The organism is Clostridium sp. 1001275B_160808_H3, from assembly GCF_015550425.1.
Taxonomy (GTDB): Bacteria; Bacillota; Clostridia; order Clostridiales; family Clostridiaceae; genus Clostridium.
The window spans coordinates 38,420-57,100 of sequence record NZ_JADNAT010000010.1 but is presented as its reverse complement, the minus strand read 5'-3'; the positions used below and the strand labels follow the sequence as shown (position 1 = coordinate 57,100).

Here is an 18,681-nt window from a genome sequence, read left to right as displayed (position 1 = left end):
GAAGTTTCTATGGGGAAAACTTTATTTATAGCAGAAAAACCATCAGTAGCTATGGATTTTGTAAAGCTACTTAATGTTAAGGGGAAAAGAAGCAATGGATATATAGAGGGAGAAAGAAGTATTTTTACATGGTGTGTAGGACATATGGTTACCATGAGTTATCCAGAAGCTTATGACGAAAAATTAAAATTTTGGAACTTGAGAGATTTACCTTTTTTACCTGCTGAGTATAAATATGAAGTTATTTCTTCAGCTTCAGCTCAGTTTAATATCGTCAGCAGTTTGATGAACAGAGAAGATGTTGATAGCATATATGTATGTACTGACTCTGGAAGAGAGGGAGAATATATATATAGATTAGTAGATGATATGGCTGGAAAACCAAATAAGATAAAAAAAAGAGTTTGGATTGACTCTCAAACGGAAGAAGAAATAAAAAGAGGTATAAAAGAAGCAAAACCACTATCGGAATATGATTCATTAGCACATTCAGCATATTTAAGAGCAAAGGAAGATTATATATTTGGTATAAACTTTTCAAGACTGCTAACTCTTATGTATGGGAAGACACTAGCTAATGTATTAAAAAAAGATAAGAATGTAGTAGTAGCTGTTGGAAGAGTTATGACTTGCGTTCTTGGAATGGTAGTAGAAAGAGAAAGGGAAATAAGAAGTTTTAGAAAGACATCTTTTTATAAAATATCTGGAGACTTTATTAAAGATAACGATGATGCCGTTATAAAAGGTGATTGGAAAGCAATAGAGGGATCTACATATTTTGAATCTCCAAAACTTTATAATGAGGTAGGATTCAAAAAGAAAGAAGATGCTGAAATCTTAATTAAGGATTTAAGAGATATAGGTTTTGGAACAGTTAAGGAAGTCAAAAAAACAAAGGAAAAAAAGAATGCACCGCTTTTATATAACTTAGCAGAGCTACAAAATGAATGTACAAAAAGGTTCAAAATAAGCCCAGATGAAACATTAAAAATAGTTCAAGGGTTGTATGAGAAGAAGATGGTTACATATCCAAGAACAGATGCAAGAGTACTATCTACTGCAGTTGCAAAAGGAATAAAAGGTAACATAATAAAACTTAAAAATATGCCGATCGGAGAGGAATTAACTAATATTACAACTGAAATACTAGAAAAAGATTATCCAAAGTCTATAATGAAAAGTAAATATGTAGACGATAGTAAAATCACAGACCACTATGCTATTATACCAACAGGGGAAGGAAGAGACACTTTAAGTAAACTGCCTAGCTTAGACAAACAAGTTTATTATATTATACTTAGAAGATTTTTATCTATTTTCTATCCTCCAGCTCAATATAGCAAAATGTCTATTACAATTTTAGTTGGTAATGAAAACTTTATTTTAAATAAAAAGATATGTGTTGATAAAGGATATTTAATTGTCCTTGGAAATGAAAAAGATGAAGAACAGGAGACCTTCCCTGAAAATTTAAGAAAGGGAACCAAATTAAATATAAATGAGTTAGAAATAAAGGAAGGAGAAACATCTCCTCCAAAGAGATATACAACAGGTTCTATGATAATTGCTATGGAAAATGCAGGGAAGCTAATAGAAGATGAAGAGTTACGTGAGCATATAAAGGGCGCTGGTATAGGGACTTCAGCAACTAGGGCAGAAATATTAAAGAAATTAATAAATATAGAATACATACAATCAAATAAGAAAACACAAGTTATAACGCCAACAGAACTCGGAGAAATGATTTATGAAGCAATTAGTGTATCTATTCCTTCGCTTTTAAATCCATCTTTGACAGCTTCTTGGGAAAAAGGCTTAAAGATGGTAAATGATAAAGAAATTAAACCAGATGAATTTATGGTTAAATTAGAAGCTTATACTAGGAAAAATACTGCTAGAGTATTAAATAATTCTAATATAGGACTTTTAAATACAAAACTATTAAAAATAAAGAATCAATAAAATAAAACTAGTAAAGTTTAACATATAATTAAACTTTACTAGTTTTATTTATTTTACAAATATTAAAAATAAGCTATATAAAGCTGGAGCTAAGAATACTGTCATTATACCAGCAATTCCAATAGATAGAGAACTCATTGCTCCTTCTGTTTCACCAAGCTCTAATGCTTTGGTTGTTCCAACAGCATGTGCAGAAGTCCCTAATGAAATTCCAACGGCAACTCTTTCTTTAATTTTAAATATTTTGCATAGAGTAGGGCCAATTACAGCGCCGATTATTCCAGATAGGATTATAGATAATACCGTTACAGGAGCTAATCCACCAAGCTGATTTGTAATTTCTATTCCTATAGGGGTAGTAACAGATTTTGCTAGTAATGAAATAGTAAGTATATTTTCAAGTCCGAAAATATTACCAAGAAAGAAAACTGAAGCTATTCCAACGGTACTTCCAAATAATATTCCAGTTAATATTGGCAATAAGTGTTCTTTAAGCAATTGTAATTGCTTATATAATGGTACTGCTAAAACTACTGTAGCAGGCCCAAGAAACATATTTATAAATTGCCCACCCTTATTATAATCATCGAAATCTATATTAAATAATACTAAAAATCCAATTACTAAAGCTATAGATATTAGCAGTGTATTAAATAGTGGAAATTTTGTTTTTTTATAGATAAAAAGTCCAATTTCAAAGGCTATTAGTGAAATTACTAGTCCAAATAAGATGTTGTCAGTTAAAATATTCATTATTTTGATTCATATCCTTTCTTAGTTTTTCTCTTTTGAAGATTCATAACAAATTGAACTATACTTCCAGTGACTACTATAACGATAGATGTAGTAATTATACATAATAATATAATAAGTATTAAACTATCTTTAATAGAATCAAAGGATGTTATAAGTCCTACACCAGCAGGAATGAAGAAAAAGGCAAGGTGATCTAAAAAGAAGTTAGATACAGTTTCTACTTTTTCAATTTTAATTATCTTACTACAAAGTAATAGTAATAAGATTATCATCCCTAATATGTTACCAGGTATAGGTAAAGAAAGACTTTTAGAAATAAGCTCTCCAATTAAGTAAATGCCAAGAATTATTATGGCTTCTCTAAAAATTTTCATATTGTGACCTCCTTAAACTATCCAATTAATAATTTAGCACTATTAAATAGAGATGTAAATGCAATAACGAAAATTGAATATCTCGATTTTAAATATAATCGATTACAGAACTATCCAATATAAATTAAAATATCTTATTTTTTAACAAAATTTGCTCTGAACTCATATTATAAATTATGATAACAATTAAAAAACTTAAGGAGTTTTAAATGAAAAGTAAATTAATTAAAATTGTATCTGTAATAGCTTTAATAGGTATTACAAGCCTTAGTTTTATTTCCTGTTCAAAAGATAATAAAAATTCTAATGGTGAATTAACGAAGGTCAGATTAAATGAAGTTGTTCGTTCCGTATTTTATGCACCAATGTATGTTGCTATAAATGAAGGATTTTTTGAAGAAGAAGGGTTAGAAATAGATTTATCAACAGGGCAGGGTGCAGATAAAACAATGCAACAAGTTTTAAGTAAAAATGCAGATATAGGATTTTGTGGACCAGAACAAACTGTATACATTAATAATCAAGGTAGAGAGGATTATCCAGTACTCTTTGCACAATTAACACAAACAGATGGAGCATTTTTAGTGGGTAGAGAAGCAGATGAAGATTTTAAATGGACTGATTTAAAAGGAGCAGAAGTTATAGGAGGAAGACCAGGTGGTGTTCCAGAAATGGCATTTGAATATGTATTAAAGCAAAATGGTTTAAATCCAAAAACTGATGTGAATATGGTAACTAATATAGATTTCACTGCTACATCAGGAGCTTTTAAAGCTGGTACAGGGGAATATGTAACATTATTTGAGCCAACAGCATCTATGTTAGAAAAAGAAGGCAGCGGTAAGATTATAGCATCAATTGGAGAAGCAGTTGGAGACTTGCCTTATACTTGTTTCTTTACAACTAAATCTTATATGGATAAAAACCCAGAAATACTACAAAAGTTTACAAATGCAATATATAAAGGCCAACAATGGGTTGAAACACATAGTGATGAAGAAATAGCTGATTCAATAATTTCATTTTTCCCAGGGACTGATAAAGACATAATAGTTTCAGTTGTTAAGAATTACAAAGAGATTAATGCTATAGCAACTAAACCATCAATTGAAGAAGAAGATTTAACTAGATTAATGGATGTAATTGAAAGCTATGATAGTAGTCTATTAACAGATAGACCAGAATTTAAAAAGATAGTTAACAATACTTTTGCCGAAGAAGTAATGAATTCTAAGTAAATTTTTAAGAGCTAGCTCTAGGAATATTAGAGCTAGCTAATAAACTTCTACCTATAAATATCTACATATATTAGAAAGGAGGTATAATTTTGAGCTTAATAGATGTGTCAAATATAAGTTTAACGTATCACTCTTTAAAGGGTGAAACAAAGGCTATAGAAAATATAAATTTTTCAATAGAAAAGGGGGAGTTTGTTAGCATAATAGGACCATCAGGATGTGGTAAGTCAACACTCTTAAATATTATTAGTGGGCTTTTAAAGCCTTCTGAAGGAAAAATAATTTATATAGATAAAGATATAAACAATAGACTAGATAAAATGGGATACATGTTTCAGAAGGATTATTTATTTGAATGGCTTTCTGTTAGGAGTAATATATTATTAGGACTAAAGATAAAGGGATTAGATAGTGAAGAAAACATTCGAAGAGCTGATAAACTTTTAGACAATTATCAACTATCAAAGTTTAAAAATCATAAACCAACAGAACTTTCAGGTGGAATGAGACAAAGAGTAGCACTTATTAGAACTCTTGCATTAAATCCAGATGTGCTTCTTTTAGATGAACCTTTTTCAGCTTTAGATTATCAAACAAGGCTTAAAGTGTGTGATGATGTTAAAAGTATAATAAAAAGAGAAGGGAAAACAGCTATAATGGTAACTCATGATTTAGGAGAAGCCATTGCAACTTCGGATAGAATAATAGTTCTTACTAAAAGACCTGCAAATATAAAATTAGATGTAGATATAACTTTTAAAAATGCTGAAGCAACTCCATTTCAAAGAAGGAAGGAACCAGAATTTAATGAATATTTTAATTTATTATGGAAGGAGTTGGACAGTGTAAATGAGTAATGAACATGAGGCTTATATTAAAAAGGTAAAGAAAGATAAAATTAAGGTTGCGGTATTTAGAGTAGCCATATTATTAATATTTATTGTTTTTTGGGAAGTAGCAGCTAGGTTGAAATGGATTGATCCATTTCTAACATCAAGTCCATCTAGAATACTTAATTCATTTCTATCTTTTGTAAAGGAAGGAACATTGCTTAGGCATATATCAGTAACTTGTTATGAAACAATACTAGGTTTTACATTAGGAACAGTGCTTGGAGCAATTATAGCTATTATTTTATGGGCATCACCTTTTACATCAAAAGTGTTAGATCCATACTTAGTAGTGCTAAATGCATTACCAAAAGTTGCACTTGCACCGATAGTAATATTTTGGGTGGGAAATGGTATGACAGCAATAATTGTTATAGCACTTTTAATTTCTATAGTAACAACAATAATAACAGTATTAACTGGTTTTAATGAAGTTGATAAAGGAAAACTAAAGCTGATGCAAACACTACAAGCTACAAAATTTCAAACACTAAAGTATCTTGTATTCCCATCAAATATCCAAGTGTTAATTTCTGCATTAAAAATAAATGTTGGTTTATCTTGGGTAGGGGTTATTATGGGTGAATTCTTAGTTGCAAGAGAAGGATTAGGATTTTTAATAGTATATGGGGGACAAATTTCACAATTAGATATGGTTATGATGAGTATTGTAATTCTTTCAATAATAGCATTTCTTATGTATATGATTGTAGCAAAGATTGAACAAAAATTAAAAAATATAAATTAGTTTTGAAATTAAAAAGCTGATAATACTTTTATTATCAGCTTTTTAAAATTAAGTTAAATATATTTAAAATTTCTTGACTAATTTTAATATGCTTAAAATACTGATTAATTATTAGGCGAAAATTGTAAAGATTTCAATTGTAAAAATTAAAAAAATTTGATAAAATGTATATTATATAATAATTGTGTAGATAAAATGAAAAGGTGGATGAAGTTATGAAAAAAACAGACAATCTTTTTTCTACTATAATAAAGTATTTGAAACCGTTTGTTGAAAAACTAAAAGTGGTAATTAAACCATTTAGAAATGGAATTGATGGGACAAGCAAAAAAATAAGTAATACATACAAAAAAATGAATGAAAAAAACCAATATATAGAACCAGTTATTATGATTTGCATTCCCTGTTTATTTGTACTTATTATGATATTAGGAATTAAGAGCTTTACAACTGTTGAGGAAATTAACATAACTAAAAATAGTGCAGAATATCTATATTACGAAAATAAATATGATGAAGCAATAGAAGAATATAATAAAATGCAAAAAGAAGAAAATTGGCCAATATGGACAGTAAAATCTGCTGATATATATTCATTAAAAGGTGATATAAAAAAATCAAGTTCTCTTTTAAAGGAAGCAATAATAAAAAGAGATAGGATAATAAAAGAGGAAGGGTTTGATAAGTATAAAGATAAGGATATAGAATTAATTAATTCTATGTTGTTTACTTTTATAATGAATAAAGAATATGATGAAGCTATTTCACTTGGAGAACAATATATAAATGATTATGGTAAAAACAAGGAAATCTTAAAAACATTATTTTCAGCTTATATTTCAAATAACCATATATATAAAGCAGAAGTATTAACGGAAGAATATCCGATGGATGAAAACTCACCTTATGATATATGTGTATTAGCTAATATGAATATGCTAATTAATAGGTGGGACAAAGGTCTTGAACTTTTAAAAGATGCATGGTATTTAGATAAAAATGAAATGAAGATATACGATGTTATAGGAGATATGGCTTCATATAATAATGAAGAATTAATAAAATCGATAAAAGATATGATAGATAAAAATGAAGATGAAGATGCATACAAAATGCTTCTAGCAAAAGCTTATTCTGTTTCAGAAGAAACTGCAGGTGATGCAGAAGAATTAATGAAAGATTTAGAAGACAATAGTGCTTATGGAATAGCAAGTGATTTTATAAATCATGATATATGTAAAGTAACAAATAAGAATTCAGAAGCAGAGGAATACTTAGAAGATGCTGAAAGAAAAGCAGAAAAAGAAAAAAAAGATTCATATATTACATATTATATTTCATCATTAAAGGCAATAGATAATGAAAAATATGACGAGGCTTTCAACTTAGCTAAAAAAAGTGTAATAGCTAATGAAGAATATTCTAATAATTATGGAAGCTTGATTCCGAATATTTTATTAGCAAAAGGAAATATTAAGCCGACAGAAGCATATTTTAGAACTGCTATGCAAAAAGAGCCATACAACTATGAAACAATAATTAAAATAGCTAATTATTATTCTAATTACGAATATAATAATGAAAAAGCTAGAAATTACTATGAATTAGCCTTGAATATTAAAAAGGATGATAGTAAACTATATTTTAAACTTGCTAAGCTAGATATAGCTGAAGAAAAGTGGGAAGAAGCTGCTAACAACTTGAATAAAGCTATAAAGATTGATGAGAATAATCCGGAATACTGTAGAACTCTAGGCGCAGTATATTTGAAGAATTCAAAGAATGAAGAAGGAATTGAGTTTACTCGTAAGGCTTATTCTATTAATGAAAAAGATATATTAGCATTAAGTAATGCAGGCTGGTATTACTTGATGGTTGAAAATGATATTGCAAGAGGATATGAAAATATAAAGGCTGCATATGAAGAAATTCCAACTAGTATGGAGGAAAATACTAAAAATGCTATTATAGAAAATTATAATAAATCGAAAGAGGTTTATAATAAATTTTTAGAAGATAGTTCTCAAGAATTTAAAATATCAGGATTGAAACTGTTTTATTAAAAGTGCCAATAGGCACTTTTTTTATGTAGAAAAACAATACAATTTCTGGTATTATTATAATCATATTATATATATAATTATATTTATGGGGGGATCAGATTGAGAAAATTTAAAAAAATAATCATGTCAATAATTTTTATATTAGTAATAATTATAATATTTATTTTTAAGACAAAATATTCAAATGACGTTACTGTGAAAAAATGGGACAACATATATAACGAAAATAATATAACTTTCTTCTATGAAGAAAAGGATGATGAAAAAATAAAGATACTTAAAGATATGTATAATACAGAAGAAAAATTAGATGGTGAAAAAGATAAAATTAAGAAGGCAATAAGAATATCAGAGATTTTAAATGAAATAATTACATTTGATGATGTGCCTAATACTAAAGGAATAAATGGATATGACATATTAAAAGAAAAGAATGGAGCTAAAAAAGCTTCAGCTAGAGATCTTGGGATAATTTATAGGGATTTTCTTGAAAGTGTAGGCTACACCGCAAGACTTGGTGAATTTAGAAGGACTGATGCTAAATTAAGCAAGCAAAATTCATATTATGTAGTTGAGTTTTGGAGCAAAGAAGATAATAAATGGATAATGATTGATTTTATTGATAGAGGATATTTTGATAAAGAAGGATTTTATTGCAGTGCAGTTGAACTTTTAGATGAAGATGTTAGAAATTTAAATTATACAGGAAACAGTGATAGAAGAAATTATATACCAATGCTAAAAAAATCTTTATATACTTACACAATAAGTATTGATAATACTACTGATATGAAAAAAAGTAATAGCTATGTAACTTATGTTAAAAATACAAGTGATATAACCTTTAAATTTAAAGGAAGTTATATTACACCTACAATATTTACTCAAAATAAAGATTTAATGAGTAAAAATCCTATTGATACAACTGTTAAAAGTGATGAAAAAGCATATATAATTTTAATGAAAAAACAAGAGCAAACATCACTTGAAGATAAAAATGAAAACAATAGTTTTGTAATTGGTGCTTTTAAGGATGGAAAAATATTGGATGAATATTATATAAAGGAAAAGGATAGTGGGTTTAGAAAAGTTAAAAAATATTCAGATATATTATTAACAAAGGGAGATAACTTAATAGAACTTTCATTAGATGGTGAAAATGTAGTTAGTAGTATAGAAATAGATTATAAAAAATGAAATATAAGTTTTCTTTATTTTTAAAGTTCTTTAATATAATCTTAAGAATTAATGGATTATAAGCAATAGACAGTAAAGAATTATAAAGGTATAATAAGATTTGTTGTAATTAGAACAGGTCTTAAAAGGAGGAAAAAGAATGGGTTTAGATTTTATCTATATACTTAAGGCTATTGTTATAGCTATAGTAGAAGGTCTTACAGAATTTGTACCAGTTTCATCAACAGGTCATATGATTTTAGTAGGAAGTCTAATAGGCTTTAGATCAGGTAGCATTGGTGCAGAAGAATTTGCAAGCATGTTTGAGGTAGTTATACAACTTGGAGCAATTTTAGCAGTAGTAGTATTATATTGGAATAAACTTTGGGGAGCGGTAGTTGAGTTCTTTACTTATATCTTTACATTAGGTAAAAAAGGACAATCAGGTTTTAAATTTGGTATAAATATAATAATAGCATCAATCCCAGCTTTAATTGTAGGTTTAACATTATATGATAATATAAAGAGTTTATTTAAACCTTCAGCAGTAGTTGTTGGATTTATCGTAGGTGGTATATTATTATTAGTAATAGAAAATAGATTTAGAAATAAAACTTCTAAAAGAGGAAAAATTCCAACAGTTGATGTTTTTGATTTAACTCCAATACAATCTTTAAAGGTTGGATTATTTCAAGTTTTATCAATGTGGCCAGGAATGTCAAGAAGTGCTTCAACAATAATGGGTGGATGGATTGCTGGACTTGCAACTCCAGTAGCAGCAGAGTTCTCATTCTTTTTAGCAGTTCCAGCTATGATAGGTTCATCGGCTATGGATTTATATAATTTTGATTATTCAATAATGAATTCTACATATATAGTTGCATTAATTATTGGATTTATTGTAGCCTTTATTGTATCAATAATAGTTATGGATATGTTTGTAAGTTATTTAAAGAAAAAGCCTATGAGAATATTTGCTATATATAGAGTTATTGCAGGTATAATTTTATTAGGATTATCACTTGCTGGAATTGTTACTTTAACTATGTAAAATAATTAAAAAAATAAGAGTACAAACAAGTACTCTTATTTTTTTATTCAATTTCTAATTTTCTCTTTAAATTTTCAATTTCTTCTTTAAAATCATGAACTTTGTTTGCTAAGTTTGATTTTATAGTATTTATTTTGATATTTAATTTATTTGTTGAATATAGAATAGAATTGATTTTACCTTTTATATAGTATTTAATACTAATTTTAATAGAATTTAGTTAAATTTATATAAATCAAAAGAATAATTATGAGAAAATTACAAAGATATAAAAAATATTGAAAATATAAATAATTTTCCTTTTCAGTATATTATCTTTATGCTATCATTAAATAAGAAAAGTAACAATAATAGTTTGAAAACAATTGCATTAATTAAAGAAAAACTGTTATATTTTTAAAGAGAATTAACAGAAAATTTTAAATGTATAATCAATTTAAAAGTAACTGAATCGGGTAGGGGGAATTTTAAATGTCACAACAAATAAAAAAAATAGCATTACTAACAGGTGGTGGAGATTGTCCGGGATTAAATGCAGTTATAAGAGCCGTAACAAGAACAGCTATAATAAACTATGGAATGGAAGTAATAGGCTATAAGTTTGGATACAGAGGATTATACAACAATGATTTTGTACCTCTAACTTTAGATAGCGTATCAGGTATTCTTCATAGAGGTGGAACTATATTATATAGCTCAAATAAGGACAACTTATTTGATTACTTAGTAGAAGAAAATGGCGTTATGGTTAAAAAAGATGTATCAGATGTAGCAGTGGAAAATTTAAAGAAAGAAGGAGTAGATGTATTAGTTGTAATAGGAGGAGATGGAACTTTAACATCTGCAAGAGATTTTGCGAGAAAAGGAGTTAAAGTAATAGGAGTTCCAAAAACAATTGATAATGATTTAGCATCAACAGATGTAACATTTGGATTTAATACAGCTATAGATGTTGCTACTGAAGCATTAGATAGACTTCATACAACAGCTGAATCACATCATAGAGTAATGATTTGTGAGGTTATGGGGAGAGGAGCAGGTTGGATAGCATTAGAATCTGGTATTGCAGGTTCTGCAGATGTTATACTTTTACCTGAAATGCCTTATGATATAAATAAGATTGCTGAAAAAGTAAAAGAAAGAGAAGCAGCAGGAAGAAGATTTAGTATAGTTGTAGTAGCAGAAGGAGCAAAGCCAAAAGATGGAGAAGTAGTAGTGGCTAAGATAGTTGCTGATAGTCCAGATCCAATAAGACTTGGCGGAATAGGAAATAAATTGGCTGAAGACTTAGAAAAGCTGTTACCAGATAAAGAAATAAGATGTACAGTACTTGGACATATACAAAGAGGTGGAATAACTTCAACATATGATAGAATCTTATCAACAAGATATGGAGTTGGAGCTGTGGAACTTATTAATGAAGGTAAATTTGGAGAAATGGTTTGTCTTAAAGATGGAAAAATGTCTAGTGATAGTCTAGAAAATGTTATAGGACAAAAATCAAAATTAGTGGATCCAAATGGAGAATTAGTTCAAGTTGCAAAACAAATAGGAATTTCATTTGCTGATTAATTACAATAGAGGTGGTAGAGATTTTACTCTACCACTATTTTAGCTGTTTAAATATACATAAAAAAACTAAATAAAACTTATATAAAATTTTATTTGATACTTCAAAATTTTCTGACAATATGATATAATCTTATTAGGCAGAGAATACAGTAAGGAAAGCTGGAGGGTATTATGAAAGAGATAAAGAAATATTTAGAATCAAGAATTGGGACGTATGGATTTTTCTTTGAGGATTTAAAGAGTGGATACATTTATGGTTATAATGAAAACGTTCAAATGGTAGCAGCAGGTTGTATGAAGCTGCCTATAGCTGTATCATTAATTAAAGCTGTAGAAGATAAAAAAATTGATTTTTTAGATAAAATAAAGATAGATGGAAAAGATAAAGTTTATGGTACAGGTATAATTCATGAGTTTAATGAAAGAGAATATACAGTTTTTGAATTATTAGTTGCTATGTTAATACAAAGTGATAATACAGCAGCCAATAAAATAATTGATATTGTTGGAATGGAAGAAATAAATAAAGATATAAAAGAAATGGGTTTAAAAAATACAATACTAAATAGAAAAACAACAGATGAAAGAAAAGTTAAAAATGAAATTGAAAATATAACATGTGCGTTAGATCTTGCTAGAATATGGAGGCATTTATATAATTCAACTTATTTAAACGAAGAAAATAGTCAAATGTTAATTGATATTTTAACAAGACAACAAATTAAAAATAAGCTAGCTTTATATATTCCAGATGATTTAAAATATGAAATTTCAAGTAAGACTGGAGATAAGAACGGAGTAGAAAACGATACTGAATTAATCAGATTATCAAAAGGAAACTTTACATTCACGGTTTTATCTATGGGAATACCTAATAGTGTTTATGGAACAGTTACATTGGCTAAATGCGGAAAAATGATGTGGGATAATGTTATGAATAATTGGCATTAATTAAAGAAATATGATAACTCCTAGGTTTCTAGGAGTTATTTTTATAGAAAAATATAGAGTAGAAACTATTAAACAAATCTACCCTATAAATAAAGAATGCTTTATAAAAAAAAATAGCAATATTTAATTTTCAAAATTATTCTTTAGATAAAAGAATACTGCCTTTTCCAATAATTACTATTTTGTAGCTAGGTTCTAGCTGTAAAATCTTATATTTAGAAGAACTAGAAGGCAATTTTATTGATTGCATTAGGGTATCATTTTCATTAAATACTACAAAATAAACATCATCTGTTTTTGATGTATTTTCAATATAATTTATTTCATTTAATGGGGTAGTAAAAGTATTTACCCTATATACCCCTTCTTTAAGTTGAGATTCGGCAAATTGAATAATCGCGTTAGTAGGTATGCATGATAATGATAAACAAAGTAATAGTATGCTAATAAATTTTTTCATTTTAACATCTACCTTTCTATTAAAATTAATTAAATAAATATATATTATACGAGTGTTATTTAGTGAAATAGTAAATATTTATATAAATGAACTTAAAAGCTAAGATAAAAAAGCTGAGCCATCACCAATTAATATTAGCTTGTAATTTTTTTCAAAATCATTTAAAGTATATTTTTGAGATTCGGGCTTCATTTTTATTGTTTGCAAAACTGTTTCATTTTTATCTAAAAGTATCAGGTATATAGAACCATCTTTTGAGATATTCTGAACATTTTTAACATTTCCTATTGTGTTAGTAATATCATTTACGTTGTAAACACCTTCCTTTAATATATTAGAAGAGATTTGAGGATTTGCTTTTACAATATTAAAGTTTAAAAATAAAGAAATAAAAATAATAGCTATAAATTTTTTCATTTAAATAACCACCTTTCGCAATTATTTTGGCTTTATAAAAATTAAATATACAAAATAAATACAAAATATATAAAGATGATAAAAAATTGTAATAATCTTGTTACCAATATAATAAATATGTAATATAAGATAGTTTATAATAATTACAGAATCAAAAAAATTAAAAATTATCTTTTGCTTTAAGATGCTTTTAAGTAGATATCTATGGAGGATAATAATGGGGAGTATATTAAAATTAGTCAAATTTATTTTTAAGGAGAAAGAGAATTCTATTTTAGATGATAAGGTTGAGCTTAAGATAAACAGTAAAGAAAAACAATTAATAAAAAAATATTGTGATTTAAAAAATATATCAGTAAATGAATTTTTTAGAACTGTGGCTATGAAAGAGATAGATAATTTTATTTATATAAAAAGATAAAATTGAAATATAAGTAAGAAGGAATAACCAATATTATAGTTATTCCTTGGAGAATTTTATAGTCCAGTATATTGTATTTTAAAACAACTTAACTTCATATTTTATAGTATGGTATATGTATAAAAAAAGTTACGTTTATATGTAAAAAAAATAAATATAGTGTATTACTATAAATTTGATAATTAAATCTTCGAAAAGAAGAATAGATTAGTAATAATAAAATTTATATAAAAATCCCCCTATAGAAACAAACATTTAATTTGATTAAAAGATAATTTTCTGTTTGTTTATTACAAGAGGGATTAACTTTAAAAGTGTTCAAGAATATAAATTATAGTGTAGGTGCATCAATTAATGTTGTGAAAATAAATTCATGAACATGACCATCAACAAATGTTGTAGTAGCTCTTGCTAAATGGACATGTTTACCATTACCTACTGGTATTGCTGGACCTGTTACAATGCAGATTTCATGAAAGTGTCCGAAGAAGTCTGTGCTAGTTTTTATTTTATGAACATGAGATCCATTATATGGAATAGTTTCGCTTGAGACTCCTGCAAAACGATGATTATGTCTATCATCACCTTCTTCTGCAAATCTAGTACTTCCTAAGAATTCATGATTGTGAGTTTGTCTGCGACAACGCCTTAAAGCGCTATAATCATTTGTATACATATAAAATTCTCCTATCTCAAAATAATATAATTTATAATATGTAATTCAAAAAGAAATGTGCTTGAAAATGAGTATATAAAATATATTTTTATGTTACTACTATATTGGAAATTAAGAGAATCTGATTATAGGAAGTTAAAGTGAAGAAATATAATATGAATAGTAAAAGGGCTTTTCATATAGAAGCGTTACAGGAATTATTATTCCAGTAACGCCAATGAAAAATTAATTATTTTTTATATAAATTATTAAAATAAGAGACTATGATTAGATAAATTTTTAATCTATAGATATAAGCTTTTATTAGATAAAGGACTATTGAACATTTACGTTAACATTAGCATCAATTTCTCTTTCATCTTCGGTTTCAGTCTCAGTCTCGGTCTCAGTTTCAGTCTCAATATCAGTGCTAGTATTAGTTCCGTTAACAGTAACATTTAAAGTTATTGTATTACCGTTACTTGTAGTATCGGTATTAGAAGTTTCTTGAGCTTGAAGTTGAGCTTGAAGCTGAGCCTGAATTTGAGCTTGAAATTGTCTTTGATCTTGTTCTTGCCTTTGAAGTTGAGCTTGAAGTTGGGCTTGAAACTGTCTCTGATCTTGTTCTTGCCTTTGAAGCTGAGCTTGAAGTTGAGCCTGAATTTGAGCTTGAAGCTGAAGTTGTTTTTGAAGTTGATATAATACTTTAAGATAGTTATTATAAGAACCATCAAGTATTTCATTATAATCGTAATCGCTATAATAATATTTAGACATATAAATTCCCCCCCTCATTATTAGTTTTAAACATAAATAAATTGTGTTTATTACATAGTGTATAATATGTAATAAAGTGCAATAATGTTACGCATTTTAATTTAAGTCGTTAAACTTTTAGAGATAAGAAATTATTAATGAAAGATAATATATTAAATAGTATTTTTGAAGATACTTTATTGACAATGGAATATATAAATGTTATTCTATTGGAAAAGATGACCTTTAAATTAATCCAGAGAGATTAACAAGGAAGAGATTGTAATAGTAAAAGACTTTTATTAAGGGCTTATTATACCTTCCTTGAAATAAGGAAGGTTTTTTTATGTAAATTATAATATATATGTTTTAATTAATAATCTATATAATTACTATCTTATAAAATTAAAATTTAATAAGCTTATTTAAGTAAAAGAGTAAAATTGAAAATATATTGTATATAATTTTTATATAAGTTGCTGAAATTATTATTTTACTTGAATACTATAAGCTTTAAAATAATTTAGTTAAGTATAGAATATTTATTACAACTTATATACCTTTAAATTTAACACAGAGATGTTAACAAGGAGTGATGTAAATGGATATCAAAAATAAGCATTTGATTGATCCAATGGATTTTTCAAGGCAGGAATTACAAGAAATTTTTAAATTAGCACACCAAATAATGGCAAATCCGAGAGAATATTCTCATATCTGTGATGGAAAAATTTTAGCAACTTTATTTTATGAACCAAGTACAAGAACAAGATTTAGCTTTGAAGCTGCAATGATGAGACTTGGTGGTAAAATTCTAGGATTTTCTGAACCGAATTCAAGTTCCACTGTAAAGGGAGAAACTTTAGCAGATACTATAACTATGGTATCTATATATTCTGACATAATTGCCATGAGGCATCCAATGGAGGGGTCTGCAAAACTTGCAAGTATGTACTCAGAAGTTCCTGTAATAAATGCGGGAGATGGGGGACATCAGCATCCAACTCAAACATTAACTGATCTTTTAACTATAGAGTCTTTAAAGGATGGCTTAACAAATCATACGATGGGAATTTGTGGGGACCTAAAAAATGGAAGGACAGTTCACTCACTTATAAAAGCTATGTCACGATATGAAGGAACTAAATTTATCTTAATTTCACCAAAGGAATTATCTATACCAATTTATATAAGAGAAGAAATATTGATAAAAAACAATATAGAATTTAAAGAGGTTGAAAAATTAGAAGATGTAATAGAGGAACTAGATATTTTATATATGACAAGAATCCAAAAAGAAAGATTTTTCAATGAAGAGGAATATATTAGGCTTAAAGATAGCTATATCCTGGATATAGAAAAAATGAAGTTAGCCCAAAAAGATATGATAGTTATGCATCCACTACCAAGAGTAAATGAAATATCTATAGAAGTAGATAAAGATGAGAGAGCTTGTTATTTTAAGCAAGCAGAATATGGAATGTATGTAAGAATGGCATTAATTGCAAAACTCTTGGGGGTGGCTTAGATGTTAGAAATAACAAGTATAAAAAATGGATTAGTAATAGATCATATAAAAGTTGGAATGGGAATAAAAATATTTAATTATTTAAATCTTGATAAAGTGAATAGTCAAGTCGCTTTAATAATGAATGTTGAAAGTGATAAAATTGGTAAAAAAGACATAATTAAAATAGAAAATTCTTCAGAAGTAAACTATACAATTTTAGGATTACTTTCACCAAATCTTACTATAAACGAGGTAAGAGAAGGCGAAATAGCTAGAAAAATAAAACCAGAGTTACCTAAAAAGGTTATAGATGTTCTGATTTGCGGTAATCCAAGATGTATAACAGAAGTAGAGCAATATGTTCCTCATACATTTAATCTAATAGATGAAAATAAAGGAACATACAAGTGCGATTATTGTGATCATATAACAAAGCTATCTGATTTATAGATTTAAATATGAGATATGAGGTGAAATTATGAATTTACTAATAAAAAATGCTAGAATAGTAGATTATTCACAGGATTTTATTGGAGATCTTTATATAGAAAATGGAAAAATAAAAGAAGTAGGATTAGATATTAAAAGAGATGATGTAAATTTTATAGATGCTAAAGGACTTACGTTAATGCCTTCATTTATAGATACCCATGCTCATTTTAGGGAGCCAGGACTTACTTACAAAGAAGATATAGAAACAGGTTCTAAGGCAGCATTAAGGGGAGGATATACTGGAGTATGCTTGATGGCAAATACTAAGCCGATATGTTCTAGTAAAGAAGTTTTAGAAGAAGTTAGAAATAGAGAAAAAGAGCTGGATTTAATAGATTTGCATCAATGTGTATCTGTTACAAAAGGGTTTAATGGAAAAGATATAAGCCATTTAGATGAATTTAAAAGTGATACTAAACTTAAAGCAATATCAGATGATGGTGTTGGAGTTATGGATTCCGAAATAATGTATAAAGCTATGTTAAAGGCAAAAGAACATGACTGGATAGTAATGTCTCATGCAGAAGATAATAGCTTTTCAGATATAGATATGAGAATTGCTGAAAATATAATGACTTTAAGAGATATTTGTTTAGCAAAAGAAACTGGGGCAAGGCTTCATATGTGTCATGTTAGTACAAAAGAAGCTATAGAATATATTAGGGAAGCAAAGAAGCGCTTTAGCAATATAACTTGTGAGGTTACTCCTCATCATATATATTTAACGAAAGATATAAATAATTATAGAGTAAATCCTCCTATAAGAGAAAAAGAAGATGTATTTGAAATTATAAATGCTATAAAAGATGGAATTGTAGATTGTATAGGAACAGATCATGCTCCTCATACAAAAGAAGACAAAGAGAAAGGATCACCTGGAATGGTTGGACTAGAGACAGCATTTTCTATATGTTATACAAGCTTAGTTAAGTCAGGAACTATAACTTTAAATAAGTTAAGTGAAATTATGTCAAAGAACTGTGCTGATATTCTAGGTATGAATAAGGGGAGAATTAGTCCTGGAGTTGATGGAGATGTAGTCTTATTAGATTTAGATAAGAAGATAAAAGTAAACTCAAATGAATTTCATTCAAAGGGCAAAAATACTCCTTTTGAAGGTATGGAGTTTTATGGTGAAGTCCAGATGACAATAAAAGCAGGAAGAGTTCTTTATAAGAAGTAGGAGGAT

19 protein-coding genes are annotated in these 18,681 nt (G+C 27.5%); 13 read left to right on the top strand and 6 right to left on the bottom strand.

Annotation, left to right across the window (positions count from 1 at the left end; translation table 11 throughout):
* Positions 1 to 9 precede the first annotated feature (9 nt).
* Positions 10 to 1,962 carry a DNA topoisomerase gene (locus tag I2A75_RS09110; RefSeq protein WP_195264165.1) on the top strand — a complete coding sequence of 651 codons (1,953 nt, stop codon included), beginning with the start codon at positions 10 to 12 and terminating at the stop codon, positions 1,960 to 1,962.
* A 48-nt stretch (positions 1,963 to 2,010) separates the two neighbouring features.
* Here the strand turns inward: I2A75_RS09110 and I2A75_RS09105 are convergent, their stop codons facing one another.
* On the bottom strand, positions 2,011 to 2,715 hold the full coding sequence (locus tag I2A75_RS09105; RefSeq protein ID WP_195264164.1) for an LrgB family protein: 705 nt from the start codon (positions 2,713 to 2,715) through the stop codon (positions 2,011 to 2,013).
* The gene (locus I2A75_RS09100; protein ID WP_195264163.1) at positions 2,715 to 3,092 is read right to left on the bottom strand and encodes a CidA/LrgA family protein; all 378 of its coding nucleotides are present in this window, start codon (positions 3,090 to 3,092) and stop codon (positions 2,715 to 2,717) included. The genes I2A75_RS09105 and I2A75_RS09100 overlap by 1 nt, the downstream gene beginning before the upstream one ends.
* Positions 3,093 to 3,301: 209 nt before the next feature.
* Here I2A75_RS09100 and I2A75_RS09095 point away from each other — a divergent pair, with 209 nt between their 5' ends.
* The 8 genes from I2A75_RS09095 to I2A75_RS09060 all read left to right on the top strand — a co-directional run bounded on the left by I2A75_RS09095 (position 3,302) and on the right by I2A75_RS09060 (position 12,781).
* Positions 3,302 to 4,330: an ABC transporter substrate-binding protein gene (locus tag I2A75_RS09095; protein ID WP_195264162.1), complete on the top strand. Its 1,029-nt coding sequence runs from the start codon at positions 3,302 to 3,304 to the stop codon at positions 4,328 to 4,330.
* A gap of 89 nt (positions 4,331 to 4,419) precedes the next feature.
* Complete coding sequence (locus I2A75_RS09090) at positions 4,420 to 5,187, top strand: ABC transporter ATP-binding protein (RefSeq protein WP_195264161.1); 768 nt, start codon at positions 4,420 to 4,422, stop codon at positions 5,185 to 5,187.
* Positions 5,180 to 5,968, top strand: coding sequence for an ABC transporter permease (locus tag I2A75_RS09085; RefSeq protein WP_195264160.1), 789 nt, complete (start codon positions 5,180 to 5,182; stop codon positions 5,966 to 5,968). Before I2A75_RS09090 ends, I2A75_RS09085 begins: the two co-directional genes overlap by 8 nt.
* A gap of 215 nt (positions 5,969 to 6,183) precedes the next feature.
* On the top strand, positions 6,184 to 8,031 hold the full coding sequence (locus I2A75_RS09080; protein WP_195264159.1) for a tetratricopeptide repeat protein: 1,848 nt from the start codon (positions 6,184 to 6,186) through the stop codon (positions 8,029 to 8,031).
* Between the two features lie 99 nt (positions 8,032 to 8,130).
* A complete protein-coding gene (locus I2A75_RS09075) occupies positions 8,131 to 9,228 on the top strand; it encodes a hypothetical protein (RefSeq protein WP_195264158.1) in 1,098 nt (365 codons plus the stop codon).
* A 139-nt stretch (positions 9,229 to 9,367) separates the two neighbouring features.
* Complete coding sequence (locus tag I2A75_RS09070) at positions 9,368 to 10,258, top strand: undecaprenyl-diphosphate phosphatase (protein WP_195264157.1); 891 nt, start codon at positions 9,368 to 9,370, stop codon at positions 10,256 to 10,258.
* 471 nt (positions 10,259 to 10,729) lie between these two features.
* Complete coding sequence (locus I2A75_RS09065; RefSeq protein WP_195264156.1) at positions 10,730 to 11,830, top strand: 6-phosphofructokinase; 1,101 nt, start codon at positions 10,730 to 10,732, stop codon at positions 11,828 to 11,830.
* Between the two features lie 171 nt (positions 11,831 to 12,001).
* Positions 12,002 to 12,781, top strand: coding sequence for a serine hydrolase (locus I2A75_RS09060; protein WP_195264155.1), 780 nt, complete (start codon positions 12,002 to 12,004; stop codon positions 12,779 to 12,781).
* A gap of 136 nt (positions 12,782 to 12,917) precedes the next feature.
* On the opposite strand, the gene I2A75_RS09055 is transcribed toward I2A75_RS09060, so the two are convergent.
* Together I2A75_RS09055 and I2A75_RS09050 are read right to left on the bottom strand one after the other, a co-directional pair.
* The gene (locus I2A75_RS09055; protein ID WP_195264154.1) at positions 12,918 to 13,241 is read right to left on the bottom strand and encodes a hypothetical protein; all 324 of its coding nucleotides are present in this window, start codon (positions 13,239 to 13,241) and stop codon (positions 12,918 to 12,920) included.
* Positions 13,242 to 13,340: 99 nt separating this feature from the next.
* A complete protein-coding gene (locus I2A75_RS09050) occupies positions 13,341 to 13,658 on the bottom strand; it encodes a hypothetical protein (RefSeq protein ID WP_195264153.1) in 318 nt (105 codons plus the stop codon).
* Positions 13,659 to 13,875: 217 nt separating this feature from the next.
* Here I2A75_RS09050 and I2A75_RS09045 point away from each other — a divergent pair, with 217 nt between their 5' ends.
* On the top strand, positions 13,876 to 14,079 hold the full coding sequence (locus tag I2A75_RS09045; protein WP_195264152.1) for a DUF6290 family protein: 204 nt from the start codon (positions 13,876 to 13,878) through the stop codon (positions 14,077 to 14,079).
* 331 nt (positions 14,080 to 14,410) lie between these two features.
* Here I2A75_RS09045 and I2A75_RS09040 read toward each other — a convergent pair whose 3' ends face one another.
* Both I2A75_RS09040 and I2A75_RS09035 read right to left on the bottom strand, forming a co-directional pair.
* Positions 14,411 to 14,755: a YmaF family protein gene (locus tag I2A75_RS09040; protein ID WP_195264151.1), complete on the bottom strand. Its 345-nt coding sequence runs from the start codon at positions 14,753 to 14,755 to the stop codon at positions 14,411 to 14,413.
* Between the two features lie 315 nt (positions 14,756 to 15,070).
* Positions 15,071 to 15,511, bottom strand: a complete 441-nt coding sequence (locus I2A75_RS09035; protein WP_195264150.1) for a hypothetical protein — start codon at positions 15,509 to 15,511, stop codon at positions 15,071 to 15,073.
* A gap of 580 nt (positions 15,512 to 16,091) precedes the next feature.
* Here I2A75_RS09035 and pyrB point away from each other — a divergent pair.
* From pyrB to I2A75_RS09020, 3 genes are read left to right on the top strand one after another with little or no spacing between them, the layout of a single operon-like run.
* Entirely contained in the window at positions 16,092 to 17,018 is a 927-nt protein-coding gene (gene pyrB / locus I2A75_RS09030; RefSeq protein ID WP_195264149.1) for an aspartate carbamoyltransferase, read from the top strand.
* Positions 17,019 to 17,450 (top strand): aspartate carbamoyltransferase regulatory subunit, encoded by a 432-nt coding sequence (locus I2A75_RS09025; protein WP_195264148.1) that lies wholly within the window; start codon positions 17,019 to 17,021, stop codon positions 17,448 to 17,450.
* Between the two features lie 28 nt (positions 17,451 to 17,478).
* Entirely contained in the window at positions 17,479 to 18,675 is a 1,197-nt protein-coding gene (locus I2A75_RS09020) for a dihydroorotase (protein ID WP_195264147.1), read from the top strand.
* Positions 18,676 to 18,681: the final 6 nt, after the last annotated feature.

Coding starts and splice junctions, on each gene's coding strand:
- I2A75_RS09100 (WP_195264163.1), bottom strand. CDS start 3,092: ATGAAAATTTTTAGAGAAGCCATAATAATTCTTGGCATTTACTTAATT.
- I2A75_RS09060 (WP_195264155.1), top strand. CDS start 12,002: ATGAAAGAGATAAAGAAATATTTAGAATCAAGAATTGGGACGTATGGA.
- I2A75_RS09105 (WP_195264164.1), bottom strand. CDS start 2,715: ATGAATATTTTAACTGACAACATCTTATTTGGACTAGTAATTTCACTA.
- I2A75_RS09070 (WP_195264157.1), top strand. CDS start 9,368: ATGGGTTTAGATTTTATCTATATACTTAAGGCTATTGTTATAGCTATA.
- I2A75_RS09085 (WP_195264160.1), top strand. CDS start 5,180: ATGAGTAATGAACATGAGGCTTATATTAAAAAGGTAAAGAAAGATAAA.
- I2A75_RS09050 (WP_195264153.1), bottom strand. CDS start 13,658: ATGAAAAAATTTATAGCTATTATTTTTATTTCTTTATTTTTAAACTTT.
- I2A75_RS09055 (WP_195264154.1), bottom strand. CDS start 13,241: ATGAAAAAATTTATTAGCATACTATTACTTTGTTTATCATTATCATGC.
- I2A75_RS09110 (WP_195264165.1), top strand. CDS start 10: ATGGGGAAAACTTTATTTATAGCAGAAAAACCATCAGTAGCTATGGAT.
- I2A75_RS09080 (WP_195264159.1), top strand. CDS start 6,184: ATGAAAAAAACAGACAATCTTTTTTCTACTATAATAAAGTATTTGAAA.
- I2A75_RS09040 (WP_195264151.1), bottom strand. CDS start 14,755: ATGTATACAAATGATTATAGCGCTTTAAGGCGTTGTCGCAGACAAACT.
- I2A75_RS09095 (WP_195264162.1), top strand. CDS start 3,302: ATGAAAAGTAAATTAATTAAAATTGTATCTGTAATAGCTTTAATAGGT.
- I2A75_RS09035 (WP_195264150.1), bottom strand. CDS start 15,511: ATGTCTAAATATTATTATAGCGATTACGATTATAATGAAATACTTGAT.
- pyrB (WP_195264149.1), top strand. CDS start 16,092: ATGGATATCAAAAATAAGCATTTGATTGATCCAATGGATTTTTCAAGG.
- I2A75_RS09065 (WP_195264156.1), top strand. CDS start 10,730: ATGTCACAACAAATAAAAAAAATAGCATTACTAACAGGTGGTGGAGAT.
- I2A75_RS09020 (WP_195264147.1), top strand. CDS start 17,479: ATGAATTTACTAATAAAAAATGCTAGAATAGTAGATTATTCACAGGAT.
- I2A75_RS09045 (WP_195264152.1), top strand. CDS start 13,876: ATGGGGAGTATATTAAAATTAGTCAAATTTATTTTTAAGGAGAAAGAG.
- I2A75_RS09025 (WP_195264148.1), top strand. CDS start 17,019: ATGTTAGAAATAACAAGTATAAAAAATGGATTAGTAATAGATCATATA.